General features: G+C 65.2%; 28 protein-coding genes and 1 pseudogene. 12 read left to right on the top strand and 17 right to left on the bottom strand.

The window, feature by feature from the left end; genetic code table 11:
* Positions 1 to 186: 186 nt before the first annotated feature.
* Together blaOXA and bla are read left to right on the top strand one after the other, a co-directional pair.
* The gene (gene blaOXA / locus ACGLHR_RS36135; RefSeq protein ID WP_400099968.1) at positions 187 to 987 is read left to right on the top strand and encodes a class D beta-lactamase; all 801 of its coding nucleotides are present in this window, start codon (positions 187 to 189) and stop codon (positions 985 to 987) included.
* Positions 988 to 1,029: 42 nt separating this feature from the next.
* Complete coding sequence (bla, locus tag ACGLHR_RS36130) at positions 1,030 to 1,917, top strand: class A beta-lactamase (protein ID WP_400099966.1); 888 nt, start codon at positions 1,030 to 1,032, stop codon at positions 1,915 to 1,917.
* On the opposite strand, the gene ACGLHR_RS36125 is transcribed toward bla, so the two are convergent.
* Entirely contained in the window at positions 1,914 to 2,111 is a 198-nt protein-coding gene (locus ACGLHR_RS36125; protein ID WP_400099964.1) for a hypothetical protein, read from the bottom strand. The genes bla and ACGLHR_RS36125 overlap by 4 nt on opposite strands.
* Positions 2,112 to 2,436: 325 nt before the next feature.
* Between ACGLHR_RS36125 and ACGLHR_RS36120 the strand changes: the two genes are divergently transcribed.
* The 3 genes and pseudogenes from ACGLHR_RS36120 to ACGLHR_RS36110 all read left to right on the top strand — a co-directional run bounded on the left by ACGLHR_RS36120 (position 2,437) and on the right by ACGLHR_RS36110 (position 4,236).
* Entirely contained in the window at positions 2,437 to 3,663 is a 1,227-nt protein-coding gene (locus ACGLHR_RS36120) for an RtcB family protein (protein ID WP_400099962.1), read from the top strand.
* A 63-nt stretch (positions 3,664 to 3,726) separates the two neighbouring features.
* A pseudogene (locus ACGLHR_RS36115) lies at positions 3,727 to 3,888 on the top strand (RNA 3'-terminal phosphate cyclase); the annotation flags it as partial.
* Between the two features lie 159 nt (positions 3,889 to 4,047).
* Positions 4,048 to 4,236: a hypothetical protein gene (locus tag ACGLHR_RS36110; protein WP_400099960.1), complete on the top strand. Its 189-nt coding sequence runs from the start codon at positions 4,048 to 4,050 to the stop codon at positions 4,234 to 4,236.
* On the opposite strand, the gene fliR is transcribed toward ACGLHR_RS36110, so the two are convergent.
* The 8 genes from fliR to ACGLHR_RS36070 form a co-directional block, all read right to left on the bottom strand.
* Positions 4,169 to 4,954 carry a flagellar biosynthetic protein FliR gene (gene fliR, locus ACGLHR_RS36105; RefSeq protein WP_400099958.1) on the bottom strand — a complete coding sequence of 262 codons (786 nt, stop codon included), beginning with the start codon at positions 4,952 to 4,954 and terminating at the stop codon, positions 4,169 to 4,171. The genes ACGLHR_RS36110 and fliR overlap by 68 nt on opposite strands.
* A 63-nt stretch (positions 4,955 to 5,017) precedes the next feature.
* Positions 5,018 to 5,287: a flagellar biosynthesis protein FliQ gene (gene fliQ, locus ACGLHR_RS36100; RefSeq protein ID WP_043353410.1), complete on the bottom strand. Its 270-nt coding sequence runs from the start codon at positions 5,285 to 5,287 to the stop codon at positions 5,018 to 5,020.
* Positions 5,288 to 5,321: 34 nt separating this feature from the next.
* A complete protein-coding gene (gene fliP / locus ACGLHR_RS36095; protein WP_318234083.1) occupies positions 5,322 to 6,011 on the bottom strand; it encodes a flagellar type III secretion system pore protein FliP in 690 nt (229 codons plus the stop codon).
* Between the two features lie 149 nt (positions 6,012 to 6,160).
* A complete protein-coding gene (gene fliO, locus ACGLHR_RS36090) occupies positions 6,161 to 6,679 on the bottom strand; it encodes a flagellar biosynthetic protein FliO (RefSeq protein ID WP_400099956.1) in 519 nt (172 codons plus the stop codon).
* Positions 6,676 to 7,134 carry a flagellar motor switch protein FliN gene (gene fliN / locus ACGLHR_RS36085; protein ID WP_150990476.1) on the bottom strand — a complete coding sequence of 153 codons (459 nt, stop codon included), beginning with the start codon at positions 7,132 to 7,134 and terminating at the stop codon, positions 6,676 to 6,678. The genes fliO and fliN overlap by 4 nt, the downstream gene beginning before the upstream one ends.
* Entirely contained in the window at positions 7,127 to 8,134 is a 1,008-nt protein-coding gene (fliM, locus tag ACGLHR_RS36080; protein ID WP_400099954.1) for a flagellar motor switch protein FliM, read from the bottom strand. The genes fliN and fliM overlap by 8 nt, the downstream gene beginning before the upstream one ends.
* A gap of 150 nt (positions 8,135 to 8,284) precedes the next feature.
* Positions 8,285 to 8,770, bottom strand: coding sequence for a flagellar basal body-associated protein FliL (gene fliL / locus ACGLHR_RS36075; protein WP_400099953.1), 486 nt, complete (start codon positions 8,768 to 8,770; stop codon positions 8,285 to 8,287).
* A 417-nt stretch (positions 8,771 to 9,187) separates the two neighbouring features.
* Positions 9,188 to 9,664, bottom strand: a complete 477-nt coding sequence (locus tag ACGLHR_RS36070) for a PaaI family thioesterase (protein ID WP_400099952.1) — start codon at positions 9,662 to 9,664, stop codon at positions 9,188 to 9,190.
* A 64-nt stretch (positions 9,665 to 9,728) separates the two neighbouring features.
* On the opposite strand from ACGLHR_RS36070, the gene ACGLHR_RS36065 reads away from it, so the two are divergent.
* Positions 9,729 to 10,235 carry a MarR family winged helix-turn-helix transcriptional regulator gene (locus tag ACGLHR_RS36065; RefSeq protein ID WP_400099950.1) on the top strand — a complete coding sequence of 169 codons (507 nt, stop codon included), beginning with the start codon at positions 9,729 to 9,731 and terminating at the stop codon, positions 10,233 to 10,235.
* On the opposite strand, the gene ACGLHR_RS36060 is transcribed toward ACGLHR_RS36065, so the two are convergent.
* The 5 genes from ACGLHR_RS36060 to catA all read right to left on the bottom strand — a co-directional run bounded on the left by ACGLHR_RS36060 (position 10,185) and on the right by catA (position 14,954).
* A complete protein-coding gene (locus ACGLHR_RS36060) occupies positions 10,185 to 10,970 on the bottom strand; it encodes a 1,6-dihydroxycyclohexa-2,4-diene-1-carboxylate dehydrogenase (protein WP_400099948.1) in 786 nt (261 codons plus the stop codon). The two genes, ACGLHR_RS36065 and ACGLHR_RS36060, sit on opposite strands and share 51 nt — an antisense overlap.
* A gap of 27 nt (positions 10,971 to 10,997) precedes the next feature.
* Entirely contained in the window at positions 10,998 to 12,017 is a 1,020-nt protein-coding gene (benC, locus tag ACGLHR_RS36055; RefSeq protein ID WP_400099947.1) for a benzoate 1,2-dioxygenase electron transfer component BenC, read from the bottom strand.
* Positions 12,018 to 12,042: 25 nt separating this feature from the next.
* Positions 12,043 to 12,543, bottom strand: a complete 501-nt coding sequence (benB, locus tag ACGLHR_RS36050; RefSeq protein ID WP_400099945.1) for a benzoate 1,2-dioxygenase small subunit — start codon at positions 12,541 to 12,543, stop codon at positions 12,043 to 12,045.
* Entirely contained in the window at positions 12,540 to 13,937 is a 1,398-nt protein-coding gene (gene benA, locus ACGLHR_RS36045) for a benzoate 1,2-dioxygenase large subunit (protein ID WP_400099943.1), read from the bottom strand. The genes benB and benA overlap by 4 nt, the downstream gene beginning before the upstream one ends.
* A gap of 96 nt (positions 13,938 to 14,033) precedes the next feature.
* The gene (gene catA, locus ACGLHR_RS36040) at positions 14,034 to 14,954 is read right to left on the bottom strand and encodes a catechol 1,2-dioxygenase (protein WP_400099942.1); all 921 of its coding nucleotides are present in this window, start codon (positions 14,952 to 14,954) and stop codon (positions 14,034 to 14,036) included.
* A 195-nt stretch (positions 14,955 to 15,149) separates the two neighbouring features.
* Here catA and ACGLHR_RS36035 point away from each other — a divergent pair, with 195 nt between their 5' ends.
* From ACGLHR_RS36035 to ACGLHR_RS36015, 5 genes are all read left to right on the top strand, one after another.
* Positions 15,150 to 16,067, top strand: coding sequence for a LysR family transcriptional regulator (locus tag ACGLHR_RS36035; protein WP_400099940.1), 918 nt, complete (start codon positions 15,150 to 15,152; stop codon positions 16,065 to 16,067).
* A 174-nt stretch (positions 16,068 to 16,241) separates the two neighbouring features.
* Positions 16,242 to 18,827, top strand: a complete 2,586-nt coding sequence (gene acnB / locus ACGLHR_RS36030) for a bifunctional aconitate hydratase 2/2-methylisocitrate dehydratase (RefSeq protein WP_318234047.1) — start codon at positions 16,242 to 16,244, stop codon at positions 18,825 to 18,827.
* Between the two features lie 366 nt (positions 18,828 to 19,193).
* Entirely contained in the window at positions 19,194 to 19,511 is a 318-nt protein-coding gene (locus ACGLHR_RS36025) for an AAA family ATPase (protein ID WP_400099938.1), read from the top strand.
* On the top strand, positions 19,417 to 19,920 hold the full coding sequence (locus ACGLHR_RS36020; RefSeq protein WP_400099936.1) for an ATP-binding protein: 504 nt from the start codon (positions 19,417 to 19,419) through the stop codon (positions 19,918 to 19,920). The genes ACGLHR_RS36025 and ACGLHR_RS36020 overlap by 95 nt, the downstream gene beginning before the upstream one ends.
* A gap of 124 nt (positions 19,921 to 20,044) precedes the next feature.
* The gene (locus ACGLHR_RS36015; RefSeq protein WP_400099935.1) at positions 20,045 to 20,518 is read left to right on the top strand and encodes a thioesterase family protein; all 474 of its coding nucleotides are present in this window, start codon (positions 20,045 to 20,047) and stop codon (positions 20,516 to 20,518) included.
* 41 nt (positions 20,519 to 20,559) lie between these two features.
* On the opposite strand, the gene ACGLHR_RS36010 is transcribed toward ACGLHR_RS36015, so the two are convergent.
* On the bottom strand, positions 20,560 to 21,696 hold the full coding sequence (locus tag ACGLHR_RS36010; protein ID WP_400099933.1) for a glycosyltransferase: 1,137 nt from the start codon (positions 21,694 to 21,696) through the stop codon (positions 20,560 to 20,562).
* Between the two features lie 250 nt (positions 21,697 to 21,946).
* Here ACGLHR_RS36010 and ACGLHR_RS36005 point away from each other — a divergent pair, with 250 nt between their 5' ends.
* Positions 21,947 to 23,197 carry a hypothetical protein gene (locus ACGLHR_RS36005; protein WP_400099931.1) on the top strand — a complete coding sequence of 417 codons (1,251 nt, stop codon included), beginning with the start codon at positions 21,947 to 21,949 and terminating at the stop codon, positions 23,195 to 23,197.
* A gap of 30 nt (positions 23,198 to 23,227) precedes the next feature.
* On the opposite strand, the gene alkB is transcribed toward ACGLHR_RS36005, so the two are convergent.
* Both alkB and ACGLHR_RS35995 read right to left on the bottom strand, forming a co-directional pair.
* On the bottom strand, positions 23,228 to 23,881 hold the full coding sequence (gene alkB / locus ACGLHR_RS36000; protein WP_400099929.1) for a DNA oxidative demethylase AlkB: 654 nt from the start codon (positions 23,879 to 23,881) through the stop codon (positions 23,228 to 23,230).
* A gap of 134 nt (positions 23,882 to 24,015) precedes the next feature.
* Positions 24,016 to 25,033, bottom strand: a 1,018-nt coding sequence (locus ACGLHR_RS35995) for a flagellar hook-length control protein FliK (protein WP_400099927.1), incomplete at its 5' end; no start/stop codon positions are given.

Below are 25,033 nucleotides of genomic sequence, written 5' to 3'. Positions count from 1 at the left end.
ACTGTTGTATGGGGCGGTGAAGCGGACGTGCCGGGATTGTGCCATCAGCGCGCGCCCTGAGGATGCCATGTTACGCAGGTTACAGCCAGTGGGCTTGGCGTCATGCCGCTGCGCTCCTATGCTCCGTTTCGTGCGCCGGCCCGGCCCGCCAATTCGATCGCGCTCATATAAATCACGGAGATAATCTTGAAGCCAATCGCCATCTTCACCGCGCTCTGCGCGGCGCTGTCCTTCTCAACCGCCCGCGCCGAGGTGATGTGCACGGTCCTGGCGGATGCCAGTAGCGGCAAGGTGCTTAAACAAGAGGGCACTTGCGACCAGCGCGTGACCGCCGCATCGACGTTCAAGGTCCCGCTCAGCCTGATGGGCTTCGACTCGGGGCTGCTGGCGGACGAGCATGCGCCGGCCATGCCGTATCGCGAGGCATATCACGAGAGCAACCCCGCCAAGCGCGTCACCACGGATCCGCAGAGCTGGATGAAGACGTCGGTGGTGTGGTATTCGCAACAAGTGACGCAACAGCTTGGCCAAGCGCGCTTGCGCCGGTACATCAGCGAGTTCCAGTACGGCAACGGCGATTTCTCCGGTGACCCCGGCAAGCACAATGGGCTGACGCATGCGTGGCTGAGCTCGTCGTTGAAGATCTCGCCGCTGGAGCAGGTCGCCTTCCTGCAAAAGGTGGTCAACCGCAAATTGCCCGTGACCGCGCATGCCTACGACATGACGAGCCGGATCATGGCGCTCGGCGAGTTGCCAAACGGATGGGCCGTTCACGGCAAGACGGGCACCGGCGCCCCGCGCCTGGCCAATGGCGCCGAGGACTGGAGCCACGGGTATGGGTGGTTTGTCGGCTGGGCGACGAAGGACGGCCGGAACGTAGTCTTTGCGCGCCTGGTCCAGGATGAAAGGAAGGAGCCGGTCAGCGCAGGATTGCGCGCGCGCGATGCGCTCTTGCAGGCGTTGCCGGGACTATTGGGCTCGCTCTGATGCAGGTAGCCGCTCCATCTTAGGCATCTTAGGAAAAGACAGATGACACACTCCCCCGCTCGTCGCACGCTGCTGCTCGCTGCTGCCTCGGTCCCCTTCGCTGGCGCCTGTACTTCGCTGGTAGGCAGAGCTGAAGGGAGCGCGGCGGCGCAAGACCGCCTTGCCGCCCTTGAATCCGCTGCCGGAGGGTGGCTCGGCGTCGTGGCGCTGAACACGGCCAACGGCGCGCAGATTAGCCACCGGGCAAACGAACGTTTCCCGCTCTGCAGCACATTCAAGGTGCTGGCGGCATCCGCCATCCTGAAGCGCGGCGCGGCTGAAAGCGGACTGCTGCAACGGCGTATTGCCTACACGAAGGCCGAACTCGTCGCGTATTCCCCGATCACCGAGAAGCACGTCGGCGACGGCCTGACGGTAGCCGAGCTGTGCGCGGCCGCCCTTCAGTACAGCGATAACACGGCCGCCAACCTGCTGATGAAACTGCTCGGCGGCCCCGCCGCCGTGACCGCGTTTGCCCGCTCGATCGGCGACGACCAGTTCCGGCTCGACCGCTGGGAGACGGAACTCAATACGGCGATACCTGGCGACCCGCGCGATACGTCGACCCCCGCAGCCATGGCAGCCAGCCTGCAACGGCTCGCGCTGGGCAATGCGCTGGGCGGGGCAGAGCGCGAAAGGCTGGTGGCATGGATGCGCGGCAACACCACCGGCACCACGCGGATCCGCGCCGGCGTGCCGGCGGACTGGCAGGTGGCGGACAAGACGGGCTCCGGCGACTACGGCACGGCCAACGATGTTGGCGTGGCATGGCCGCCCGGAAAGCCGCCCATCGTGCTGGCCATCTATTTCACGCAACGCGACAAGGACGCGGCCTATCGCAACGACGTGCTGGCATCCGCCGCGCGGATCGCGGCCGAGGCACTAAGCTAGGACTGGCTCGCGGCCACGAAGGGCAGGCCGCATTTGCCCAGGTACTTGGCCAGCCGCTCCCTGTCGTTGCGGCTGCTCTTGCCCAGCCGCGATACGGCAAACAGCGCGCGCCCGGCCTCGGCCTGGCTCTTGCTCCGGCGGCACACGCCCAGCACGTTGCCGCCTTCGCCGCCGTGCAGTTGCAGGCCGGGCACTGGGTGGGCGAGATCTCGGCTATGACGCAGTGACGTATTGAAGTCGTATTGAAGTTGTTAAGTGTGAAGCTGTGAAGCCGTGAAGTTCGGCGGTGACTGGCGAATGCCGGGCTGATTACATCTGGTGATTGCCGGTTCAATTCCGGCCGCTGCGGATGCAGCGTAAATCCTGCCAATCCTTGTCGTGGCGATGCCGCATTGTTCTACGATTTAAAAGGAGAGCTTATGGGCGAATGCCTGTGGAACTACATCACGGTTAATTAGGAGGGTATCTTGCTGGCCAACGCCAGTGTAGTCCCGCCGCAAGGCGAAGAGAGATGAAGACATGAGCAAGGAGAATTACGACGTATTCCAGCCCGGCACCGGCCACCCGGTCAAGATGTGGACCCATGGCGTGCCCGTCGATGACGGCGCTCGCGCGCAACTCGCCAACACCGCCCAGATGCCGTTCATCTTCAAGCATCTGGCCGTGATGCCGGACGTACACCCGGGCATCGGTTCCACCATCGGCTCGGTGATCCCCACCCGCGGCGCCATCATCCCGGCGGCGGTCGGCGTGGATATCGGGTGCGGCATGATGGCCGTCAAGACCACGCTTGTCGCCAGCGACCTGCCCGATAGCCTTGGCCCGTTGCGCAGGGCCATCGAAAAAGCGGTGCCGCACGGCCGCTCCAATAACCGCAGCGGGCGCGACAGTGGCGCCTGGGGCGACGTGCCGCGCGCGGTGGACGCGAGCTGGGCCGCGCTGGCCGGCGGCTTCGAGCACATCACGCGGAAGTACCCGAAGCTGGAGCGCACCAACAACCGCAATCACCTGGGCACACTGGGTAGTGGCAACCACTTTATCGAGGTCTGCCTGGATGAGAGCCAGTCGGTCTGGTTCATGCTGCACTCGGGCTCGCGCGGGGTGGGCAATGCCATCGGCAATACCTTTATCGAGCTGGCGCGGGCGGATATGCGACGTCACTTCATCAACCTGCCCGACCGCGACCTGGCCTACCTGGTGGAAGGCAGCAAGCACTTTGAGGACTACGTGTTCGCGGTGGAGTGGGCGCAGCAGTACGCGCGACGCAACCGCGAGACGATGATGGCCAACGTGCTGGACGCCGCGCGCGGCGTGATCGGCAAGCCCTTTGCCACGGAGATGGAGGCGGTGAACTGCCATCACAACTATGTGCAGAAGGAGCGCCACTTCGGCGAAGACGTGCTGGTAACCCGCAAGGGCGCGGTAAGCGCCAAGGCGGGCGAGCTCGGCATCATCCCGGGTTCGATGGGCGCGCGCTCCTACATCGTGCGCGGCAAGGGCAATGTGGAATCGTTTTGCTCCTGCAGCCACGGTGCGGGCCGCACCATGAGCCGCACCGAAGCCAAGCGCCAGTTTTCGGTGGAAGACCAGCGACTGGCCACGCAAGGCGTCGAGTGCCGCAAGGATGCCGAAGTCATTGACGAGATCCCGATGGCCTACAAGGACATCGACGCGGTGATGGCGGCGCAGTCCGACCTCGTCGAGATCGTCCACACGCTCAAGCAGGTGGTGTGCGTGAAGGGCTGAACGCGACGAACGTGACGCGATGAAGGCTGAAGGCAGCAACCGGCGCCGCCGGGGACGCTCGGCCCGCACCTGGCCGACCAGCTCCTGCTGCCAATGGCCCTGGCGGGCGGCGGCAGCTTCACCGTGAACGAAGTGACCAATCACCTGCGCAGCAACGCCGAGGTGATTGCCGAGTTCCTGCCGGTCGATATCGGGTTTGAAGGTGGTGGTTGGGTGAGGGGGTAGCCCTCACTGTCCGGGCCCAAAGCTCGCGTCGTCCATGTCGTCCATAATTGACATCATCAGACTCCAACTGGGAGGTCGAATGATGCACGCCCATGTTCTTGGCGCGGCCATTCATCGCAAACGAATTGCCCTGGGCTAACCCAGCAGCAGTTGGCTGATATGGCGGGGCTGTCCCGCCAGTCTCTCAACGGCATCGAACAAGGCACAGTCAATGCGACGCTCGACAGCTTGTGCAAGCGGCGTGACAGCCGGCTTGATAGCTGCGGCCAGGCTGTAGCCACTACCGCCCAAACTGCCCCAACACGGTCGCCACCGTACTCAACCCACCCTCGATCAGCCGCGCCATGAAGGTGCTCATCTGCGGCATGATCAGCATCATCATCAAGATGCCGCCGCCCAGCGTGACCGGGAAGCCGACCGCGAAGATCGACAGCTGGGGCGATGCGCGGTTCAGGATGCCCATGGCGAGGTTGAGCGTGAGCAGCGCGGCGATCAGCGGCAGCGCCAGCAGCAGCCCGGAGGAGAACACGGTGCCGCCGGAGGCGGCCACCGCTGCCCAGCCGGCGCCGGTGAGGGGCTGGGCGGCGATGGGCAGGCTGGCGAAGCTGTCGGCGATGGTGGCCAGCAGCATCAGGTGGCCGTCCATGGCCAGGAACATCAGCATGGCGACCACATTGAGAAAGCGCGCCAGCACCATGGTCTGGCCACCGGAGGAGCGGTCGTAGAAAGAGGCGAACGACAGGCCCATCTGCAGGCCGATGGTTTCGCCGGCGAATTGCACGGCGGAGAACACCAGCCGCATGCTGAAGCCCATCGCCAGTCCGATGCCTATTTCGTTGAGGATGATCAGGAAGCCTTCCAGCGAGTACACCGGCACCAGCGGCAGGTGATCGATGGTGGGCGAGATGATCACCGCCATCAGCGCCGCCAGGCCAACCTTGAGGCGCCTCGGGATGGTCGACTCGCCGAACAGCGGGGCGGTGCCGATCAGGGCCAGCAGGCGGAACAAGGGCCAGAGGAACGCGGCGATCCAGGCGTAGAGCTGGGCGGAGGTGACGGAGAGCACGGCGGCTGTTGCGGCGTTAGATGTGGCTCAGCGCAGCCGGGTGCAACGCCAGGCGCATCGGACTCAATGCACCAGGGCGGGAATGCCCTGGAACACTTCGCGCATGTAGTCGACGAAGGTGTTGATCATCCACGGGCCGGCCAGCACCATGGTGGCGAACAGGGCCAGCAGCTTGGGGATGAAGGACAGCGTCATTTCATTGATCTGCGTGGCGGCCTGGAACAGGCTCACCACCAGGCCGGCCACCAGCGCCACCAGCAGCAGCGGCGCGGACAGCATCAGGGTCATCTTCATCGCCTGGGTGGCGATGCTCATTACGGTTTCCGGCGTCATGGCGAAGGCTTTGGGTGGGGCATGCGCCCCGTGATCAGTTCAGGAAGCTCTGCGCCAGCGAGCCCAGCAGCAATTGCCAACCGTCCACCAGCACGAACAGCATCAGCTTGAATGGCAGCGCGATGGTGGCCGGCGGCACCATCATCATGCCCATCGCCATCAGCACGCTGGCTACCACCAGGTCGATGATCAGGAAGGGGATAAAGACGGTAAAGCCGATCTGGAACGCGGTCTTGAGCTCGCTGGTGACAAAGGCAGGCACCAGGATGCGCATCTGTACGTCTTCGGGGCCCTGCATCTCGGGCACCTTGGCCATCTGGGCAAACAGCGCCAGGTCCTTCTCGCGGGTCTGCTTGAGCATGAAGGTCTTGAGCGGCGCGGCGGCCTTGGCGGCGGCGTCTTCCAGGCTGAGCTTGTTCTCGGACAGCGGCTTGTAGGCATCGGTGTAGATGCGGTCGAACACCGGCGACATGACAAAGAAGGTCAGGAACAGCGACAGCCCCACCAGCACCTGGTTGGGCGGGGAGCTGGCCGTGCCCAGCGCGTTGCGCAGCAGCCCCAGCACGATGATGATGCGGGTGAAGCCCGTCATCATCAGCATGGCCGCGGGCAGGAACGACAGCGAGGTGAGCAGGACCAGCGTCTGCACCGACAGCGACCAGGTTTGGCTGCCGCCCGGGCCGGCCTTGCTGGTCAGGCCGGGCAGTGCCTGCGCCTGGGCCATGGCCGGCAACAGCACCAGCGCGAGGCAGGCGCCCACCAGCAACGCCGCGAGCGCAAGCCGGGAGGGCTGGCTGGCGCATTCGCGCACGGACTGGAGATGGCGTTGCAGGTGGTGTTGCAAAGTGCGCCGGGAGGCGTCGGGCAGGAAATTCATGACTTCAGGTTGTCTTGCATGGCGCGCAGCAGCTTGTGTCCAAAGCTGCCGGCCGAACCCGGGGTCGCCGTGCTGCCGGAGGGTTGGTCCGGCTTGTGCGCGGCTTGCGCGGGCAAAGTGTGGAGCGTGCGAATCTCGCCGGCGCTCACGCCCAGCACCAGGCAGGTGTCGCCCACTTCCACCATCACCAGGCGCTGGCGGGGCCCGAGCATGGTGCTGCCTACCACCTTCATCTGGCCGCCCTGGCCGTGCCGGACCAGGCCGGCGCGGCGCGCCAGCCAGGCCAGCAGCAGGATCAGGGCGATGACGGCAAACAGGCCGAGGCCGGCTTGCGCCAGCCCCGTTGCGCTGCTGACCGGGACATGAGTGCCGGCCCCGGCGTGGCTGGCGACCGTGCCGGTACCGGCAGGGCTGGCCGCAGCAGCACTGGCTTGCGCGTACGCGCTCGCCGCAGGCGCCAGGGCCACGCCGGCGGCAAGCGCGGCGTTGGCAGGCCGGCGCAGGCTGGCTTTCATCGGTTGAGCTTCCGGATGCGTTCGGACGGCGTGATGATGTCGGTCAGGCGGATGCCGAACTTATCGTTCACCACGACGACTTCGCCCTGGGCGATCAGGTAGCCGTTGACCAGCACATCCATCGGCTCGCCGGCCAGGCCGTCGAGCTCCACCACCGAGCCCTGCGCCAGTTGCAGCAGCGTCTTGATCGGCACCTTGGTGCGACCAAGCTCCACCGTGAGCTGGACCGGGATGTCGAGAATCATCTCGATATCGTTGTGAAAGCCGCTTGGCGTTTCCTTCTCCAGCGGCTGGAAGACCTTGGAGGCGGCCGGGGTGGCTGTGGCTGGCGTGGCGGCGACAGCCTGGGCAGGCGCGGCGGCAGCGGCAATATCCTCGGCGCTGGTCTGCTCCGCCAGGGCGCTGGCCCAGTCGTCCATCGGGTCGGCCGGCTTGTCGTCTTTGCCGTCAGTCATGGTCGGTTTCCTTGTTGGAATCGATTTCTTTGTGATTGATCATCCGTTCTACCCGCAACGCATACTGGCCGTTCATGGTGCCAAAGCCGGCCTGCAGCACGGGTACGCCATCGACCTTGCCGAAGACCTGCTCGGGCAGCTCGATAGGGAGTACGTCGCCGACGCGCAGCGCCAGCACTTCGGCTACGGTGCTTTCCACGTGGGCAAATTCGGCCACCAGATCCACCTCTGCCGCGCGAATCTGCTGCGACAGCTGGGAGATCCAGCGCTTGTCTACTTCAACCTCGTCCTGCAGCGGGTTCATCAGCAGGTCGCGCACCGGCTCGATCATCGAGTACGGGAAGCAGACGTGCAGCTGGCCGCCCACCGCGCCAAGCTCGATATGGAAAGCGGTAGTCACCACCACCTCGCTGAGCATGGCGATGTTGGCAAACTTGGTGTGCATCTCCGAGCGGACGTATTCCAGCTCGATCGGATGCACGGCATTCCAGGCCTGGCCGTAGCTGTTGAGCGCAAGGTCCAGCAGGCGCCGGATGATGCGCTGCTCGGTCTGGGTAAAGTCGCGGCCTTCCACGCGGGTGTGGAAGCGCCCGTCGCCGCCAAACAGGTTGTCGACCACCAGGAACACCAGGTTGGGGTCGAACACGAACAGTGCCGTGCCGCGCAGCGGCTTCATGTGCACCAGGTTCAGGTTGGTCGGCACCGGCAGGTTGCGCACGAAATCGCCGTATTTTTCGATCCGCACCGAGCCAACCGAGATGTCGGCGCCGCGGCGGATGAAGTTGAACAGCTGTGTGCGCATCTGGCGCGCAAAGCGCTCGTTGATGATCTCGAGCGTGTGCAGCCGTCCGCGGACGATGCGCTCTTGCGTGGCCAGGTTGTACGGGCGCACGCCATCCTCGGAGACCGGCGCGGCGACCTCGGGCGTATCGGCCTCGCCTGACACGCCTTTCAGTAATTCGTCTACCTCGTCCTGCGAGAGAAACTTGTCGTAGGCCATCTAGTGTCCTGCCCCTTGAGTGCCGTGATGAATGAAAGCGACCATGTGCCGGTCAGCCCGCGCGCTGGCGTTGGCGCGCACGCTGTGAGACAGGCAAGGAAAACAAGGACGAATTCATATCGGAGTTGCTGGTGGGGCAGGGCAAAGCGCTTACTGCACCACGAAGGAAGTAAATAGGACGTCCAGGATCTGCTGCTTGGGCAGGTTGGGCGCGAACGGCTGGCTGATGACACTCTGGATTTCCTGGGCCAGCTTGCGCTTGCCGTCCACCGTGGCCAGATCGGGCGGCTGCTTGGCCGACAGCAGCAGCAAGATGCGGCTGCGGACTTCCGGCAGGTATTCGGTGATGCGCGTCTGGTCCTTCGCTTCCGCCACCTTGAGCGACAAACCGGTATGCAGGAAGCGGTCGCCGTCATCGCTCTTCAGATTGACGGTAAATGCTTCCAACGGCACAAAAATCGGCGGCGGTACAACCGGTGCGGCAGGCGCGGCCGGTTGGCGATTGCTCAGGATGTTGCCCAGAAAAATGCCCCCGGCACCCAGCGCCGCGACGAGCACGACGCCGAGTACTAGCAGCAGTCGCCGGCGCTTGCTCGTGTTGCCGTCAGCCTGGGAAGAAGTGAGCGTATTCGCCATGAGATGCCTGTATCGGAATGCCTTGCCATTCTTGAGGGAATGACCGGCAAGCAAAGGGCCGAAAAAAAGGGTGAAACCCGCTCAGCTTGGCCCTTTGAGCCGAGCAGGTCTTGTCGTCCGAGCTACGCGGATGGTCTTACAGGGGTTAACGAATGACGGGCACGGAACTTGAGAGGGATGTTTGAGGAAAACCCGCATGGCAGGCCGGATGGCGGGAGATCGCAGCAGAATCCGCAGGGGAATCCGGTGCCGCGGGGATGGCGGCGGCATGTCGATGCGCGGGTGGTTCAGCGCGAGAGCGAGCGTGGAAGGACCGGCATCGGTCGTGATGCCGGATGGCTAAGCCATTGATTTGTCGGTGAAATGTGCGCCTTCTGGCTGGGTGGGCGCGTGGCGCCAGGCGCGTACAGGCTTACGTTATCGTCCTGGGGACAGAACGAGGAGGGTCGAGGTGCCGTGCGCCAGCACGCGTCCGTCGCTGGCCATCACCCGAGCTTCCGAGGCAATAATCTGGCGCCCCTGGCTGACGACTTTCGCCTCCGCCCGCACGCGGCCGGTGTCGGTTTTGATTGGCCGGGAGAAGTTTCCCTTGGTTTCGACCGTAGTGTAGGCAGCACCCGGCGGCAGCAGGGAGTGGGCGGCGCAAGCGGTCACGCTGTCGATCAACGTCAGTGCCCAGCCGCCATGGACGGTGCCCATGGGGTTGAGCAGGTGCTGGGCGGGTTCCCCCTCGAAAGCGGCAAAGCCGTCACCGACTTCGACCAGCCAGAAGTCCAGGACCTGTGAAATCGGCGCTTGCGGCAACTGGCCGTCGATGATTGCCTGGAGCTGCACCTTGCCGCTCATGCCAGCGATGTCTGCCGGGTCGGCCAAGCCAAAACGATAGTCCGTCATGTGTCTCCTTTTTTGTGGGAAATTATATGCAGATACATTGAATGTATATGCATATAATAGGAGCATGGATAAACAAAGACAAGCGCCAAGAACATTGCGCGCGGACGCTGCGCAAGTGCTCGCGTCGGATCTTGGCTGGCTCTCGCGCATGCTGGCTCGGCGTTTTACCGCTGATCTGGACCTGGCATTGGCGCCTGCCGGCCTGTCCAATACCCAGTTCGGGCTGATGTGCCTGATCGCGTCGGCGCCGGACGACACGCTGGGCGCGCTGGCGCTGCGTGCCGGCCTGAACCAGTCCACCATGTCGCGCAACGTGGATCAGCTTGCCGGCGCAGGCCTGGTCGAAGTCGTGACCGCCGAGAGTGACCGGCGGCGGCGCGCGGTCTGGCTGACCGAGGCCGGGGCGCTGTGCCTGGAGCGGGCCTTGGCGCTCTGGCTGCCGGCGAACCAGGCACTGTCGGCAAGGCTCGGGCCGGAACTGCTCGGCTTGCTGGGTGAAGGGGCAGGCAATGCGCCGCGCTCAGCCCAGGTCGCCGCCGCCCACGGGCAGGACGGTGCCAGTGATGTATGAGGCCTCGTCGGACGCCAGGAACAAAATGGCGCGCACCTGTTCTTCGATGGTGCCATAGCGGTGCATCAGGCTGGAGGCGATGGTCTGGTCGACGATGCCCTGGTACCAGGCCGCTTCCTGCGGAGTCTGCTCCGCCGTGTTGCGGGGCACCTTGCGCGGCGGCGCTTCGGTGCCGCCGGTGGCCACCGCGTTGACGCGGATGCCATCCTGCGCGTGCTCGAAGGCCAGGCTGGCGGTCAGGGCATTGACGCCCCCCTTGGCGGCCGCGTAGGGCACCCGGTAGAGGCTGCGCGTGGCGATGGACGAGATATTGACAATCACGCCCTGCTTGCGCCCGATCATGGCGGGCAGCACGGCGCGGCAGCACCATAGCGTGGGAAACAGGGAGCGGCGGATCTCGGCTTCGATCTGTGCTTCCTCGTATTCCTGGTACGGCTTGGCCCAGATGGTGCCGCCCACGTTGTTGACAAGGATATCGATGCGGCCGTAGGTCTCCAGCGCGGCGCTGGCCATCTGGCAGGCGCCGGCGTAGGTTTCCAGGTCGGCCTCCACCGCCAGTGCCTGGCCGCCGCTCGCGATGATTTCCGCGGCGACCTCGTGCACCAGTGCCGAGCGGTCGACCAGCACCAGGCTGGCGCCCTCGGCGGCGGCGGCGAGCGCCACGCCGCGGCCGATCCCTTGCGCCGCGCCGGTGACGATGGCGATTTTTTCGCTAAAGCGCGCGTTTGTGTTCATGGCGTGTCTGCGTTCCGTGGCGTGTGGTCAGGCAGCGTTGCTGGCCGAGAATTTTTCATAGTGGAAGCTGGCCGGCGTCACCCCGGCGTCCTGCAGCCAGCCGCGCACCGCGTCCACCATGGCGACCGGGCCGCACAGGTAGATGTCGACATCCCCGCCGTTGAGCCAGGCCTGCTCCACGTGCTGCGTCACATAGCCCTTGCGGGTTTCGCTGCTGGCGGGCTCGACCACGCAGGTGCGGTACTCGAAGCCGGCAAGCTTGCGCTGTGCCTCGTCGAGCTGTTCCAGGGCCACCAGGTCGATGTCATGCGTCACGCCGTACACCAGGCGGATCGGATGCTGGCTGCCGTTCGCGGCCAGCACGTCCAGCATGGACAGGAACGGCGCGATGCCGGTGCCGCCCGCCAGGAACAGCACGGGGCGAGTCACCTCGCGCAGGTAGAAGCTGCCGTAGGGGCCGGCGAAGGAAATCGGCTGGCCGGGCTGCGCCTCCTTGCTCAGGAACTCGCTCATGCGGCCGTTGGGCACGTTGCGCACCACAAACGCAGTGCGCGTGGCGCCGGGGGCCGAACTGAACGAGTAAGAGCGGGTCAGGCCGGTGCCCGGGATTTCCACGTTGACATACTGCCCCGCCAGGAAGGTCGGTGCGGCGGCCTCGCCGAGGTCGATCGAGAATGCGATGGTGGAGTCCGACAGCTTGTCCACGGCCGCCAGCTTGCCCTGGAAGCTGGTCACGCCCGTCTTGCACGCGGCTGACGCCGCCGGCACCTTGATCACGCAATCCGAGCGCGGGCGCGTCTGGCAGGCCAGCACGTAGCCCTTGGCGGCTTCCTCGGGCGTCAGGGCGTCTTCGATATAGCTCGACTCAGGCAGGTCGTACTCGCCGGACTCGCACAGGCCGCGGCAGGTGCCGCAGGCGCCGTCGCGGCAGTCCAGCGGGATATTGATCTGCTGGCGATAGGCGGCGTCGGACAGGGTTTCGTTGTCGGCGCAGGTGATGAAGCGGGTAACGCCGTCTTCAAACTGCAGGGCGATGTTGTATTGCATGGCGTGGTTCCTCCGGCGCGTCCGCTCAGATGTGATAGATGTCGATGACCTGGTTGATGTAGTCGTTCTTCAGCACGACGTACTTGTCCAGGATCTGCGGGCGCTCGCCGGCGAAGTCGATGACGTAGCGCGACATGCCGAAGTAGCTGTAGTTGGTCTTGTAGCGGTGGCTCAGCGTGTGCCAGTTGAAGCGCACCGTGCAGACGCTGCCTTCCTGCCGCTCCAGTTCGACATTGCTGATGTTGTGGCTGGTGCGCGTGTCCGGCATGGTGGCGCTGGAGCGCTCGGTCTTGATGCGGAACACGCGGTCTTCCAGGCCCTGGCGGTTCGGGTAGTAGATCAGCGAGATCTCGCGCTGCGGATCGGTCACCAGCGTGTCGTCGTCGTCCCAGGACGGCATCCAGAACGCGGCATCCGGGTGATAGCAGGCCAGCCATTCATCCCATCGTTCGTCGTCCAGCAAGCGGCTTTCCCGGTAGAGGAAGGCCTGGATATCGCCAAGGCTGAGGGTTGCGGTCGTGCTCATGCTTCGCTCCCGGCTTTGGTGGCTTTGGTGGCTTTGCTGACTTCGGCGCCGGTGGCCTTCTTCATGACGTCCAGCCAGTAACGGTGCTGCACCGTGTACAGGCCTTCGTCCTCGGTCTTCACGCCGCTCATCAGCGGCTTGAGGCCAATCTTCTGCGCGGCCTCGTCGGCGCCTTCCACCCAGTGCGTTGCGCCGCGGCACATGTCGTTCCACTCCAGCGCGCTGCCGGCGTAGCCTTGCTGGCAGGCGCGGAATTCTTCCAGGTCGTCCGGCGTGGCCATGCCGCTGACGTTGAAGAAATCCTCGTACTGGCGGATGCGGCGGGCGCGCGCTTCGTCCGCTTCGCCCTTGGGCGCGATGCAGTAGATGGTGACTTCGGTCTTGTTCACGGACAGCGGGCGCAGCACGCGGATCTGCGAGCCGAACTGGTCCATCAGGTAGACGTTGGGGTACAGGCACAGGTTGCGCGAGTTCTGGATCATCCAGTCCGCCGTGTCGGCGCCGCAGCGCTCGGCGAATTCCTCGCGGCGGCTGAAGTTGGGCCGGTCTTCCGGGTTGGCCCAGCGCGACCACAGCAGCATGTGGCCATGATCGAAGGAGTAGAAGCCGCCGCCTTGCCGGCCCCAGTTGCCTGCGTCCATGGCCCGGATCTTGTCCTCGCGGGCGTTCTCCTGCTTGCGGTGGTTGGTGGTGGCGGCGTAGTTCCAGTGCACGGCGGAGACGTGGTAGCCGTCGGCGCCGTTCTCGGTTTGCAGCTTCCAGTTGCCTTCGAAGGTATAGGTGGAGGCGCCGCGCAGCACTTCCAGCCCATCGGCGGACTGGTCCACGATCATGTCGATGATCTTGGCGGCTTCGCCCAGGAAATCCTTGAGCGGCGCCACATCCGGGTTCAGGCTGCCGAACAGGAAGCCGCGATAGTTTTCAAAGCGCGCCACCTTTTTCAGGTCGTGCGAGGCTTCCTTGTTGAAGCAGTCGGGATAGCCGGCGCCTTCCGGGTCCTTGACCTTGAGCAGCTTGCCGCTGTTGTTGAAGGTCCAGCCGTGGAACGGGCAGGTGTAGGTGGCCTTGTTGCCGCGCTTGTGGCGGCACAGCATGGCGCCGCGATGGGTGCAGGCGTTGATGAGCGCGTTGAGCTCGCCCTGGCGGTTGCGCGCGATCACGATCGGCTGGCGGCCGATGTAGGTGGTGTAGTAGTCGTTGTTGTTGGGGATCTGGCTTTCGTGCGCCAGGTAGATCCAGTTGCCCTCGAAGATGTGCTTCATCTCGAGTTCGAACAGGGCCTCGTCGGTAAAGGCGCTGCGGTGCAGCCGGTAGTCGCCGGTTTCGCGGTTTTCCACCAGGTAGTCGTCCAGGCGCTTCAGGGCCGGGCTGTGGTCCGGGTAAATGGGGATCATGAGGTGTCTCCTGCATCCGTGGCGGATGCGCCGGGCCGTGAGGGGTCCTCAGGGCGGCCCTGATGTTGCTGCTGTCGTGGCTTCAGGTGTCGAGGCTTACGCGGCGGCGCGCGTGCGCTCCACTTCCGGTGCCGGCGCTGCAGCGCAATCGGCGTACAGGCGGAAATCGAAATCGATGGAGGCAAACGGCTTGGCGAGGCCGTGCTCGGCCAGTGCCCGCGGGGTATCGACGTGCCTGACCGCTGGCACCAGCCCTTCGCGGCTGGCGAAGGCGAAGTCGTCCCACAGGTATTCGTCGCCGTCGATGTTGATTTGGGTGGTCAGCTTGCGATGGCCGGGCGCGGACACGAAGAAATGGATGTGCGCGGGACGGCGGCCATGGCGGGCCAGCAGGTCCAGCAAGCGCTGGGTAGTGCCTTGCGGTGGGCAGCCGTAGCCCATGGGCACGTTGCTGCGGAACTGGTAGCGGCCGTTGCTATCGGTCACGATGGTGCGGCGCAGGTTGAAGTCCGACTGCGTCTTGTCGAAGAACGAGTAGTTGCCGAGCAGGTTGGCATGCCAGACCTCCACGGACGCGCCGGGCAGCGGCTTGCCGTTGGTGTCGAACACCGTGCCCTGCATGAACAGGACTTCGCCCTTGCCATCTTCGCTGCCGTCGTCCAGTCGCGCAAAGCCTTCGCTGGACGGCGCACCGGCCACGTACAGGGGGCCCTCGATGGTGCGCGGCGTGCCGCCGCTGAGTCCTGCCTTTGCCTCGGCTTCATCAGCGCGGATGTCAAGGAAGCGCTCCAGGCCCAGTCCGGCGGCCAGCAGGCCAAGCTCCTGGCTGCTGCCGGCCTCGGCAAAGTACTCGATGCCCTTCCAGACTTCGCTGGCGCTCAGGTCCAGGTCTTCGATGGCCTTGAACAGATCGGTGGTCAGGCGGACCACCACGCTTTGCACACGCGCGTCGACCTTGCCGTTGGCGGTGTCGACGATGAACGCTTTGACCAGCGCTTCGATTTCCGGGTGAGTCATTTGTCTGCTCCTTGTCTCTGGTTTTCTTTGTGGGGTCCGTCTTGCAATGGCCCTCCGCCGTGGCGGTGTGATTCGGACTAGAATGCTTTGAAGGTATAAAAAGTCGTTGTCACAGCCTGATACGAAGGATAGGAGCGCCAAAATTGGCGGTCCAACACTGTTTTGGTATTGGCTAAATACTAAAAAGGTATAGTCGTGGACCTGCGTCATTTACGTTACTTTGTCGCCGTCGCGGAGGAGCTCAACTTCACCCGCGCGGCCGAACGGCTGCATATCGCGCAGCCGCCGCTAAGCCGGCAGATCCAGCAACTGGAAGAGGGCCTGGGGGTGCAGCTATTCGAGCGCAACGCGCGCCCGCTCAAGCTGACGGAGGCCGGGCGTTTCTTTTACGGCCACGCCCAGCAGTTGCTGGCGCAAGCCGCGGAGCTGGAGTCGATGACCCGGCGGGTGGGGCAGATCGAGCGCAAGATGTCGCTCGGCTTTGTCGGTTCAACCCTGTACGGGATGCTGCCCAAGATCATCCGGCGCTTTCGCACCGAGCATCCGGAGATCGAGCTGAGCCTGCATGAGATGACCACCATGGACCAGATCGCGGCGCTCAAGCAGGGCACCATCGATGTGGGTTTTGGCCGCATCCGGCATGAGGACCCGAACGTGCGCCGGATCGTGCTGCGCGAGGAGCGGATGATCGTGGCGCTGCCGGTCGGGCAGCCGCTCTCGCTGTCCAAGCCCGTGCTTGCCCTGCACGACCTGCTGGGCGAGACCTTGATCATCTTTCCCAAGGCGCCGCGCCCCAGCTATGCCGACCAGGTGCTGGCGGCGTTTCACGACCGGGCCTTGCAGCCCGGGCGCATCCATGAGGCGCGCGAGCTGCAGATCGCGCTGGGGCTGGTGGCGGCGGGGGAGGGGATCTCGATCGTCCCGAGCAGCGTGCACGGCCTCAAGCGGGACGACATCAGCTACAGGGAGCTGGACGATCCCAACCTGGTGTCGCCCATCATCATGAGCACGCGCATGCTCGACGAGACCGAAGAGATCCGCGCCATGCTCGACATGATCTACCGGCTGTATGAGGAGGAGAAGCTGGTTTTCCTGCCGCCAAGCCAGGAGTGAACGCTCGCGGCCTGATGGAATCGGGGGATGTCTTGTATGCGGCTTCCCCTTGATTTGATTGTGTTTTCTGTTTTCAACTCTTATATAAGATATAAGACGTTTGACCCAAGGGTGCACTTTATTTTACAATCGCGGCACAACCGGTTTTTGTAACCCTATCACCCGCAGGTTCCCATGCTTGAAAACTATCGCGCCCATGTAGCCGAACGCGCCGCGCTTGGCATCCCCCCTCTGCCGCTGACCGCCAAGCAGACTGCGGAGTTGATCGAATTGCTGAAATCCCCGCCGGCTGGCGAGGAACAAGTCCTGGTCGACCTGATCACGCATCGCGTGCCGGCAGGCGTGGACGACGCCGCCAAGGTCAAGGCCTCGTACCTGGCCGCCGTGGCCCTGGGCAAGGAAGCCAGCCCGCTGATCTCGCGCGCCAAGGCAGCCGAGCTGCTGGGCACCATGCTGGGCGGCTACAACATCGCCCCGCTGATCGAACTGCTGGACGACGCCGAGATCGGCCCGGTTGCCGCTGAAGCGCTCAAGAAGACGCTGCTGATGTTCGACGCCTTCCACGACGTCAAGGAAAAGGCCGACAAGGGCAACGCCATCGCCAAGTCCGTCCTGCAAAGCTGGGCCGACGCAGAATGGTTCACCAGCCGTCCGGAAGTGCCGCAAAGCCTGACCGTGACCGTGTTCAAGGTCACCGGCGAAACCAACACCGACGATCTCTCGCCGGCTCCGGACGCCACCACCCGCCCCGACATCCCGCTGCACGCGCTGGCCATGCTGAAGAATGCGCGCCCGGGCATCACCCCGGAAGAAGACGGCAAGCGCGGCCCGGTCAAGTTCATCGAATCGCTGAAGGAAAAGGGCAACCTGGTCGCCTACGTGGGCGACGTGGTCGGTACCGGCTCCTCGCGCAAGTCCGCCACCAACTCAGTGCTGTGGTTCACCGGCGAAGACATCCCCTTCGTGCCGAACAAGCGTTTCGGCGGCGTGTGCCTGGGCAGCAAGATTGCCCCGATCTTCTACAACACCATGGAAGACGCCGGCGCGCTGCCGATCGAGCTGGACGTGTCGCAGATGGAAATGGGCGACGTGGTCGAGCTGCGTCCCTATGACGGCAAGGCCCTGAAGAACGGCCAGGTCATCGCCGAATTCACCGTCAAGTCCGACGTGCTGTTCGACGAAGTGCGCGCCGGCGGCCGCATTCCCCTGATCGTTGGCCGTGGCCTGACCGCCAAGGCCCGCGAGGCGCTCGGCCTGGCCCCGTCCACGCTGTTCCGCCTGCCGCACAACCCGGCCGACACCGGCCGCGGCTTCACGCTGGCCCAGAAGATGGTCGGCCGCGCCTGCGGCCTGCCGGAAGGCAAGGGCATCCGCCCGGGCACCTACTGCGAACCGAAGATGACCTCGGTGGGCTCGCAGGACACCACCGGCCCGATGACCCGCGACGAGCTGAAGGACCTGGCTTGCCTGGGCTTCTCGGCCGACCTGGTGATGCAGTCGTTCTGCCACACCGCCGCGTATCCGAAGCCGGTCGACGTCAAGACCCACCACACGCTGCCCCAGTTCATCAGCACCCGCGGCGGCATCTCGCTGCGCCCGGGCGACGGCGTGATCCACTCGTGGCTGAACCGCATGCTGCTGCCTGACACCGTCGGCACTGGCGGCGACTCGCACACCCGTTTCCCGATCGGCATCAGCTTCCCGGCAGGCTCGGGCCTGGTGGCCTTTGCTGCTGCCACCGGCGTGATGCCGCTGGACATGCCGGAATCCGTGCTGGTGCGCTTCAAGGGCAAGATGCAGCCCGGCGTCACCCTGCGTGACCTGGTCAACGCCATTCCGCTGTACGCCATCAAGTCGGGCCTGCTGACCGTGGCCAAGCAAGGCAAGAAGAACATCTTCTCGGGCCGCGTCCTGGAGATCGAAGGCCTGCCCGACCTGAAGGTCGAGCAAGCGTTCGAGCTGTCCGACGCATCCGCCGAGCGTTCAGCCGCCGGTTGCTCGGTGCGCCTGAACAAGGAACCGATCATCGAGTACATCAACAGCAACATCACGCTGCTGAAGTGGATGATCGCCGAGGGCTACCAGGACCCGCGCAGCCTGTCGCGCCGTATCCAGGCGATGGAAGCCTGGCTGGCCGACCCGAAGCTGCTGGAGCCGGATGCCGACGCTGAGTACGCCGCCGTGATCGAGATCGACCTGGCCGACGTGCACGAGCCCATCGTGGCCTGCCCGAACGACCCGGACGACGTCAAGACCCTGTCGGAAGTGGCTGGCGCCAAGATCGACGAAGTCTTCATCGGTTCGTGCATGACCAACATCGGCCACTTCCGCGCAGCCTCCAAGCTGCTCGAAGGCAAGCGCGACATTCCCGTCAAGCTGTGGGTTGCCCCGCCGACCAAGATGGACGCCAAGCAACTGACCGAAGAAGGCCACTACGGCGTGTTCGGCACGGCAGGCGCCCGCACCGAAATGCCGGGCTGCTCGCTGTGCATGGGTAACCAGGCACAAGTGCGCGAAGGCGCCACGGTGATGTCGACCAGCACCCGCAACTTCCCCAACCGTCTGGGCAAGAACACCAATGTGTACCTGGGTTCGGCTGAGCTGGCGGCAATCTGCTCGCGCCTTGGCCGCATCCCGACCAAGGAAGAGTACATGTCGGACATGGGCGTGCTGGCCACCAACGGCGACCAGATCTACAAGTACCTGAACTTCGACAAGATCGAAGACTTCAAGGGCGTGGCGGATACGGTGACGGTGTAAGCGGTACCGGCTTCAACAGTTACGTCCTGAAAAGCCCCACTCCGGGGTAATGCCGTTCACTTAAGCCAGTGAACGGCATTTTTTTGTCCGTATCTTGCGTTCGCCTTGGCCAACTGATCCAGCGGCGTCTCTCATTCCGGGCCCGATGGGTGGCAAGGCCGGGTCACACCCATAGCCGATACAGCCAGAACGATCCGTCTGCGGCAAAGCGCTGGGCAAATTCGCTTGGCGAGAAACATATCCACGACGAAACACACCATGCCGGCGCGACCTGTGGACGTTCCCAAGTACCCGATAGTAGATTCCTAACTACACGGACTAATAATCCCAAATTTAAGCTGTGTAATTCCCAAATACACGGGGATTATGCATCACATGAGCGAGTCACATTCCCTCTATCCAAGATTGCTGGCGCCGCGCGTTGCGCAGGCGATGGCCGACACGCCTGTCGTGCTGATCGCTGGCCCGCGTCAAGCGGGCAAGACAACCTTGGCGCGCCATGTGGCTGCGCAGGGGATGCGCTACCTGACGCTCGACGACGAGCTAACCTTGCTGGCGGCCAGAGAGGACTGCCGCGCGATACGTCGGCGTGTTCGAGCAGATGTACTTGCTCAAGCGCGTAGAGGTCTGGGCAAGAATCCGTCTGAGCAGGGTTGTGAAGGCACCCAAGATTCAGTTCCTTGATTCGGGGCTGTTGTCCGCGCTGACGGATTTGACGCCCGGGTTTGCCGACCAGGATCGAAGTCGCTTCGGCAGCGTTCTCGAGACCTTTGTGTTTGGCGAGCTGCTCAAGCACAAAACGACGGCCGACGGGGACTACCAATTGTTCCACTACCGCGATCATGACCAGGTCGAAGTCGATTTCATCATCGAGAATGCGGCGGGTCACTTGATCGGGGTGGAAGTGAAGGCGTCAGCCACCGCCAGGAAAAATGACCTTCGTGGTTTGACGCGGCTTGCCAGCCTCGCAGGCGATGCGTTCAGGCTAGGCGTCGTGCTCTACGATGGTACGGAAACCTTGCCACTTGGCAGTGGGATCTGGGCGGTGCCTTTGTCCAGCTTGTGGGGGCAATCGCCAGTCAATCCGAGTTAACCGTTACTAGTAAACTGTAGCGCGCATATCATCGCAGCCAGCCGGCGCCAAGCCACTTGCGCGGCATCGGCTTGATCATCGCACATAGTGCGGATGAAACCTCACCTCGCTTTCCCTTTGCATCATGGCCCGCCTCGATCTCGAATTCCCTGAAGACCAGTACTGCTACTCCACCCACCTCACGGTGCGCGTGACCGATATCAACTCGGCCAACCATCTCGGCAACGACTCGATGATCTCGATGATTTCCGAGGCGCGGGCGCGCTTTCTGTTCGACCTGCGCACGGGTGACACGGAGGATGCCGAGACCGACCAGGTGGGCATCATCGTGACCGACCTGGCCACCACCTACCGCAACGAGGCCCATGCCCGCGACCAGTTGCTGTTCGAGGTGGGCGTGATGGATTTCAACCGCTACGGCGGCGATATCACCTTCCGCATCACGCGTCCGGCAGACCTGGCGCTGGTGGCCATGGCCAAGTCCGGCTTTGTCTTCTTCAGCTACGAGCGCAAGCAGGTGGTGCCGATGCCGGAGGCCTTTGCGCGCAAGTTCCCCAAGGTCAACTGGGTGGACCGAGGGGCGGCGAAGGCCGACTAAGGCCAACCAAGGCCAACCAAGGCCGGCCAGGGGCTGGAAGGCTACAGCCCGTAGTAAGGCCGGTTCGATTGGATGCGCGTGCCTTCGGTGGGCGGGAAGCGCGCTTCATCCAGCAGCTTTTGCAAGGCAGCCTTGCCTTGCGCCAGCGCGCCGATGTAGTACGCACTGACCGTGAGTTCGTCGAGCGCGCGCCAGGCATAGACCGCCGTGTCGACAAACAGCGTATCGGCCGGGCAGGGCATGGCCGCGGCCTGCTGGGCGTAGAGATGCGCCTGCGCGAACTCGCCGCGCAGCCGGTGGTAACGGGCCAGCTCGCACAGCGGCTCGGCCCGCGCCGGGCGCGCCTGGTAGGCCGCGAGGTAGGCGTCGCGCACGGCGCCGGGGGCGTAGGCTGAGTTTGCCGCATTGTCGGCGACATCGGCCACATCGGCGGCGGCAAGGCGCTCGGTCAGCACGGCCACCTGGAACAGCGAGAACCAGCGCTCCTCTTCCCATCCGCCCATGGTCACGCGCGCCTGGTATTGCTGCAGGCTGGCTTCCAGCTGGCCGGCGTCGCGATAGCTCTGCGCCAGGTAGAAGCAATAGCGTGCGTTGGCCGGATCCTTCTGCAGGGCGCGCTCCAGCACTTCGATATCGCGCAAGTAGGTCTGCGGATCCCGGGCGCGGGCGCCATCGCGCGAGACCACGATGGCGGGGCCGGCCAGGTACTGCCAGGCGTGCGGCGCGTCCTGCGTGAGGTATTCGTGGAGCACGCCTTCCCAGCGCCAGGGCTGGGCCGCCTTTACCAGGGCGTTGCGCTGGTATTGCCAGCCGCCCAGCTCGCACTGGAAGCGGTAGCCATCGTCGGCCAGCCTGGGCCAGCGGAACCCCTCGGGCATGCGCAGGGTTTCGTCGGCATCAATGAACAGCACGTAGTCATTGGCGCCGGCCTCGCCTTCTGTACCGGCGCGGGCCAGCGCCAGGGCCTCGTTGCGGTTGTGCGCGAAATCGATCCACGGCCGCTCATGCAACGTGCCGGGCAGGTCCCCCATGACCTCACGTACCAGCGCCTGGGTGCCATCGGTGGAGCCAGTGTCCACGATCACCCAGCGGCCGATCCATGGCTTGACGGATGCGAGGCAGCGGGCGATCACCGGGGCCTCGTTCTTCACGATCATGTTCAGGCAGATGCGCGTCAATTCAGGTTTCCTGTGATCCTGGGGGCGGGGGCGGTGCCATGGGCGGGATGGTCGGCCCGGCGCCGCGGCGAGCCCAAGAATAACGGAAAACACGGTGGCGCAACACTGCGCGGCAGGGCGCATAGCGGCGCACGGAGATGGTGCCGAAACGCCGGGACATGAGGTAAGGTGTAAGCATTGCCATCCGGGCCAACGTCCGGGCCAACGTCCGGGCGAACACTGGGGCCAACCTCCGGGCCACGCCATCGCCATGGGTTTCTTCGAGTCGCTATTCCTGCGCAAGCCGCCGCCGGATCGTTTCGCGGCGCTGTTCATTGCCGCGGCCAGGCGCCAGGGCTTTGAGGGGCGCCTTGATTTCAACGCCGACGAGTTCCGGCTGGAGCACGGGCGCAACGCCTTCTTCAACCTCCACAATGCCTACCGGGCGTACTGCGAGGCCCGTGGCGCGCAGCGCGACAAGGCGCTGCACGGCTTCGTGGCTACCCTGTGCTCCAGCGGGCAGGCAACGCCGGACTCGCTGTCCGAGGCCGGGCCCATGCTTCGCCCGCTGATCCGCAGCCGCTCGCTGATCGATGAGATCCGGCTGCACCACCTGCGCTCGGAGGGCGATCCCTCGACGTTCGATGTCGCCTACCTGCCCTTCGGCGAGGACTGCGTGACCCTGCTGGCGGTGGACTATCCGGAAACCACGTCGACGCTGCTCAACGGCCCCTCCGCCTCCTGGCAGGTGACGCTCGGCCAGGCGCTGCAGATCGCGGGCGACAACCTGCGCGACCATACCGACGAGGCCTTCGTCCCGGTCGCGCAGGGCGTCTACCAGGGCGCCTGGAGCGACGGCTACGAGGCTAGCCGCGCGCTGCTGCCGGATGTGCTGGAGCGGGTACCGGTGCGCGGCCGCCCGGTGTTCATGATGCCTACCCGCGAGGTGCTGCTGGTGACGGGCGACCAGGACGATGCCGGCCAGTTGCGGATGGTGGAGCTCAGCTTGCAGGCGTTTCGCCAGGGCCGCACGATCTCGCCGGCCATGTTCTGCTACCAGCCCGGGGGCGTGGCGCACGCTGTGCCCACGGGAACCGAGGTGTCACATTTCGTCCCGCCCGGCGAGCAGGCGGCACGGCACCTTGCCCACCTGGTGCGGCTGTACCGCAAGGAAGAGTACGACACGCAAAAGGCCGCGCTGGACCGCCTGAACGAGCGCGACGGCGTCGATGTCTTCCTGGCCAATTACCTGCTCTATGGCCGGCAGGACGATCCGCTTACCTCGTATTCGATCACCACCTGGACGTGCGGCGTGGATACATCGCTGCCGCGCGCGGATCGCATCGCCCTGGTACGGCCCGACGCGGACGATGCCATGGGGCGCACGCGCGTGGTGGGCTGGCAGCAGGCGCTGGCCTTGCTGGGCGATCTGATGGAGCAGGAGGCGCAGTATCCCGCCAGGTACCGCGTCAAGGCGTTTCCCGACGATAGCCGGCTGGCGTTGCTCGATGAGATCGGCTGACGCTCGCCTGCCAATGCGCCCGGCGCGCAGCTAGCGCGTCTTGCGGAAAGTCAGGTTGATCCGCTCGCGTCCCAGCAGCACGTGATCGCCGTCGGCCAGCGGTGCAATGCCATGGAACGCCAGGCGCGCGGGCCCACCCCACACCACCACATCACCATGCACCAGCCGCACGCGTAGCGGGCGCTCGGCGCGCGCGAGGCCGCCGAACAGGAACACGGCTGGCAGGCCGAGCGACACCGAGACGATGGGCGCGCGCAGGTCGAGCTCGTCGCGGTCCTGGTGCAGGGAGAGGCGGGTGCCCGGCGCGTAGCGGTTGAGCAGGCACGCGTCCGGCTTGAAATCGGCAAAGCCGGCCGTGGCGGCCGCATCGCGCGCCAGCGACAGGAAGGCATCCGGCATGGGCGGCCAGGGCTGCCCGCTGAGGGGATCGGCTGCTTCGTAGCGATAGCCTGTGACGTCCGAAACCCAGCCAAACGGGCCGCAGTTGGTCATGGCCACCGACATGCGCAGGCCGCCCGGCGTGATGAGGTGGCGCCACGGGGCTTGCGCCGCAATGCCGCGCACGTTATCCAGCAGGGTTTGCTCATGTTCGCGCGCAAAGCCGCGCAGCACTACCGCGCCGGGGACGATGGGCTCAACCTGCGGGGCGTCTTGGGGGAGGGAATCGAACAGGTCGAAAGTCATGGCGTCTTGGCGGGCGGGGCGCGCCAGCCCTGATGGCTGGAGCCCTGCTCTTAAACGACATGGTAAGCGCGAATGCGCGGGGCTGCGAGGAAAGCCCGGGCGTGTGCGCCCGAGCGTCCATCCCGCCCGGGCGGTCAGGCGAAGGTGTCGACTTCGCCGCGTGCGAGGGTGCGTGCCACCGGGGCCGTGGGGCTGGTATTGGCCGGGGCCGCCGGGATCCCAGCCAAGGTGCCGAAGCCGTTCTGCGAGTTGCCCGGCTGGCGTTGCTGCTGTTGGCCGTTGCCGGCCTGGCCGGCATAGCTGTCGGCGCCCACCGAGGTCTGGCCCAGCTGGATGCCGCTGTCGGCCAGCGCGGTGCGCAGTTGCGGCAGCGCGGCTTCGACCGCGGCGCGCACGGCGGCGTGCGGCGAGACGAACTGGGCCTGGGCCTGGTCGTTGACGACGTTGAGCACGACCTTGAGCGGGCCGAGGTCGGGCGGGTTGAGCTGCAGCTCGGCGGTGTGGTTGCCTTGGGTCGACAGGCGCACCATCTGCTGGCCAAGCGCTTGCGGCCATTGGCCATCGCCCACCGGCGGCGCGATCGGCAGCGAGGTCGTGGGCGACAGGCCGCCTGAGGTCGGCGCCTGGCTCGCGGCCAGGGTGCCGGCCGCCATCAGCGGCGTAACGGTAGCGTTAGCGGGCGTGGCTTCGGTGCTGGCGGGTTCGGCGGCGCGCATGGCTTGCGCCAGTTGCATCGGGCTGGCCGGCGCGGCGGCGGTCGTTGCCGGGGGCTGGGCGTTCTTGCCGGCGTCGGCAAGCTGCAGCGGGGCCTTGTACGGCTGGCCGAGCGAGGCGTCCTGCTGCCCGGAGGAAGCCTGGCCATTGCCGCCTTGCTGGCCCGCCATGGCGGCCTTGAGGCTGGCGGCCAGGTCCGGGCCCGCCTTGGCGGCGGCGGTGCCGGGCGTAGCGGCAGCCTTGTCCGTGGTGGCTGCCTGGGTGCTGGCCGCGGCCTGCGGCACGGCCTGCAGCGCGGCGCGCTGGGATGCGATGTTGGTCAGCGTATCGGCGGCGGCCGAGGTCGCCGGAGCGGCCGCGTCGGGCGTGACGGCTGCGGCGGTGGCGAGCGCCGGGTCCTTCATGTCCTTCAGGCCGGCTTGCGCGCCCAGGGCAGCG

Source organism: Cupriavidus sp. CuC1, assembly GCF_044627735.1.
Classification (GTDB): domain Bacteria; phylum Pseudomonadota; class Gammaproteobacteria; order Burkholderiales; family Burkholderiaceae; genus Cupriavidus; species Cupriavidus ulmosensis.
Note: the sequence above shows the minus strand (reverse complement) of the source record. Positions and strands in the feature narration are given on the sequence as shown.

Excerpts from the sequence above, each read along its gene's own strand:
- bla (WP_400099966.1), top strand. The coding sequence starts at position 1,030 with ATGACACACTCCCCCGCTCGTCGCACGCTGCTGCTCGCTGCTGCCTCG.
- ACGLHR_RS36120 (WP_400099962.1), top strand. The coding sequence starts at position 2,437 with ATGAGCAAGGAGAATTACGACGTATTCCAGCCCGGCACCGGCCACCCG.
- ACGLHR_RS36110 (WP_400099960.1), top strand. The coding sequence starts at position 4,048 with ATGGCGGGGCTGTCCCGCCAGTCTCTCAACGGCATCGAACAAGGCACA.
- fliQ (WP_043353410.1), bottom strand. The coding sequence starts at position 5,287 with ATGACGCCGGAAACCGTAATGAGCATCGCCACCCAGGCGATGAAGATG.
- fliP (WP_318234083.1), bottom strand. The coding sequence starts at position 6,011 with ATGGCCCAGGCGCAGGCACTGCCCGGCCTGACCAGCAAGGCCGGCCCG.
- fliO (WP_400099956.1), bottom strand. The coding sequence starts at position 6,679 with ATGAAAGCCAGCCTGCGCCGGCCTGCCAACGCCGCGCTTGCCGCCGGC.
- fliN (WP_150990476.1), bottom strand. The coding sequence starts at position 7,134 with ATGACTGACGGCAAAGACGACAAGCCGGCCGACCCGATGGACGACTGG.
- fliM (WP_400099954.1), bottom strand. The coding sequence starts at position 8,134 with ATGGCCTACGACAAGTTTCTCTCGCAGGACGAGGTAGACGAATTACTG.
- fliL (WP_400099953.1), bottom strand. The coding sequence starts at position 8,770 with ATGGCGAATACGCTCACTTCTTCCCAGGCTGACGGCAACACGAGCAAG.
- ACGLHR_RS36070 (WP_400099952.1), bottom strand. The coding sequence starts at position 9,664 with ATGACGGACTATCGTTTTGGCTTGGCCGACCCGGCAGACATCGCTGGC.
- ACGLHR_RS36065 (WP_400099950.1), top strand. The coding sequence starts at position 9,729 with ATGGATAAACAAAGACAAGCGCCAAGAACATTGCGCGCGGACGCTGCG.
- ACGLHR_RS36060 (WP_400099948.1), bottom strand. The coding sequence starts at position 10,970 with ATGAACACAAACGCGCGCTTTAGCGAAAAAATCGCCATCGTCACCGGC.
- benC (WP_400099947.1), bottom strand. The coding sequence starts at position 12,017 with ATGCAATACAACATCGCCCTGCAGTTTGAAGACGGCGTTACCCGCTTC.
- benB (WP_400099945.1), bottom strand. The coding sequence starts at position 12,543 with ATGAGCACGACCGCAACCCTCAGCCTTGGCGATATCCAGGCCTTCCTC.
- benA (WP_400099943.1), bottom strand. The coding sequence starts at position 13,937 with ATGATCCCCATTTACCCGGACCACAGCCCGGCCCTGAAGCGCCTGGAC.
- catA (WP_400099942.1), bottom strand. The coding sequence starts at position 14,954 with ATGACTCACCCGGAAATCGAAGCGCTGGTCAAAGCGTTCATCGTCGAC.
- acnB (WP_318234047.1), top strand. The coding sequence starts at position 16,242 with ATGCTTGAAAACTATCGCGCCCATGTAGCCGAACGCGCCGCGCTTGGC.
- ACGLHR_RS36025 (WP_400099938.1), top strand. The coding sequence starts at position 19,194 with ATGCATCACATGAGCGAGTCACATTCCCTCTATCCAAGATTGCTGGCG.
- ACGLHR_RS36015 (WP_400099935.1), top strand. The coding sequence starts at position 20,045 with ATGGCCCGCCTCGATCTCGAATTCCCTGAAGACCAGTACTGCTACTCC.
- ACGLHR_RS36005 (WP_400099931.1), top strand. The coding sequence starts at position 21,947 with ATGGGTTTCTTCGAGTCGCTATTCCTGCGCAAGCCGCCGCCGGATCGT.
- alkB (WP_400099929.1), bottom strand. The coding sequence starts at position 23,881 with ATGACTTTCGACCTGTTCGATTCCCTCCCCCAAGACGCCCCGCAGGTT.